1 protein-coding gene is annotated in these 2,287 nt (G+C 73.2%); it reads left to right on the forward strand.

The features are described from left to right. The first annotated feature begins 95 nt into the window (after positions 1 to 95). The gene (locus H5J33_RS31765; protein ID WP_181798202.1) at positions 96 to 2,234 is read left to right on the forward strand and encodes a xanthine dehydrogenase family protein molybdopterin-binding subunit; all 2,139 of its coding nucleotides are present in this window, start codon (positions 96 to 98) and stop codon (positions 2,232 to 2,234) included. Positions 2,235 to 2,287 lie beyond the last annotated feature (53 nt).

Genomic DNA, 2,287 nt, shown 5'->3' on the forward strand with positions numbered 1-2,287 from the left:
GCGGCCCGCCCGCTGCCCGGCAACGGCTACAAGGTGGACCTGATCCGCAACCTCACGGTGACCGTCCTGACCGAACTCGCGGAGGAAGCCACCCGATGAGCACCGCCACCACCACGACTTCCGTACACACGCCGTCCGTCGGCACCGGCCACACCCGCGTCGAGGGACGGGACAAGGTCACCGGATCGGCCCGCTACGCGGCCGAGGTGCCCTTCGCCGGTCTCGCCCACGGCTGGCTGGTGCTGTCCACGATCGCCCGCGGCCGGATCCGCGCCCTCGACACCGACCCCGTCCTCGCCATGCCGGGCGTCCTCGCCGTGCTGGACCACCGCAACGCCCCGCAGCTGAACACCGAGTACATCGGTCTGCTGGGCACGCGGCCCGACCCGACCTGCGCCGTCTTCCAGCACGACCGGGTGCCGCACCTGGGCTGGCCGGTGGCGCTGGTCGTCGCGGAGACGCCCGAGCAGGCGAGGGAGGCCGCCGAAGCACTCGTCGTGCACTACGAACAGGAGCCGCACGACATCGAGTTGACGGGTGATCACCCCGGCGGCCGGCCGGTGGACGGCCATATGCCGGCGGTGACGGAGAAGGGCGACCTGGACGCCGAGCTGGCCTCCTCGGCCTTCGTCGTGGACGCCGAATACACCACTCCCGAAGAGCACCACAACCCGATGGAACCCCATGCGGCGACCGCCCGCTGGGACGACGGACGGCTGGAGGTGACCGACTCCAACCAGGGGGTCACCTGGGTCGCCGGCGAACTCCAGAACCTCTTCTCACTCGACGCGGCCTCCGTGCACGTCCGCTCCGAACACGTCGGCGGCGGCTTCGGCAGCAAGGGGGTCCGGGCCCACCAGGTGGCCGCCGTGATGGCCGCGACCGTCCTGCAACGGCCCGTGCGCGTGGCCCTGACCCGGCGACAGATGTTCGCACTGGCCGGCCACCGCAGCCCCACCGTCCAGCGCGTCCGGCTCGGCGCCGACGCCGGCGGACGGCTGCGCGCACTGGAGCACCGCTCCGTCAGCCGAACCTCCACCATGTACGAGTTCGTCGAACCCAGCGCCGGGGTGGCACGGGTGATGTACGACGCCGACGCCCACCGCACCGCCAATCACGTCGTGCCGCTCGACGTGCCGTCCCCGACGTGGATGCGCGCCCCGGGAGAGGCTCCCGGATCGTTCGCGCTGGAGGCTGCCCTCGACGAACTCGCCGAGAAATGCGGGATCGACCCGATCGAACTGCGTCTGCGCAACGAACCCGAGAGGGGCCCGGTGTCGGGCCTGCCGTTCGCGGGACGCTACGTGGCCGCCTGCTTCCGGGAGGGCGCCCGCAGGTTCGGCTGGGCGGACCGGGACAGCCGCCCCGGAGTGCGCCGGGAGGGGCGCTGGCTGCTCGGCACCGGCACGGCGGCGGCCTCATTCCCGGCGGGCTCGGCACCGTCGACCGCGAGCGCGACCGCGCATCCGGACGGTACCTTCACCATCCGGATCTCCGCGGCCGACATCGGCACCGGGGCCCGTACCGCACTCGCCCTGATCGCCGCCGACGCGCTCCAGGTGTCCCCGGAGCGGATCCGGGTGCGCATCGGCGACAGCGACTTCGGCCCCGCGATGATCGCCGGCGGCTCCATGGGCACCCGCTCCTGGTCCTGGGCCGTCAGGGAGGCGGCCGGTGAACTGCGCGAACGGCTGGCCCTCGGCGCCGAACTCCCCGCACAGGGCCTGACCGTGCGCTCGGACACCACCGAGGCCGTCAGTGCCCTCCGCCCCGCCGAACGGCATTCCTACGGCGCGCAGTTCGCCGAGGTCGCCGTGGACGTCACCACCGGCGAGGTACGGGTGCGGCGCATGCTCGGCGTCTTCGCGGCGGGCCGCATCGTCAACCCGCTCACCGCCCGTAACCAGCTCATGGGCGGCATGGTCTGGGGAATCTCCATGGCCCTGCACGAGGAGGCGGCCCGGGACCGGGCCTCCGGTGGCGTCGTCGGCGCCGACCTCGCGGGCTATCACGTGGCCACCCACGCCGACGTTCCCCCCATCGAGATCGGCTGGATCGAGGACACGGACCCGGACGACCCGGTCGGCATCAAGGGCATCGGCGAGGTCGGCATCGTCGGCGCCGCGGCCGCCGTCGCCAACGCGGTCTGGCACGCCACCGGCGTACGCCACCGCAACCTGCCCATCCGGCCGGACCGCGTCCTGACCGCCGCCGCGGGGGCGCCGGATGCTTGACCTGGCGGGGGAACTGCACCGGTGGATCGAGGAGGGCCGCGAGTTCGCCGTCG

The sequence above is a fragment of the Streptomyces sp. WELS2 genome, from assembly GCF_013870595.1.
Classification (GTDB): domain Bacteria; phylum Actinomycetota; class Actinomycetes; order Streptomycetales; family Streptomycetaceae; genus Streptomyces.

What these genes read in the sequence shown, in the direction of transcription:
- H5J33_RS31765 (WP_181798202.1), top strand. Translation starts at nt 96, where the DNA reads ATGAGCACCGCCACCACCACGACTTCCGTACACACGCCGTCCGTCGGC.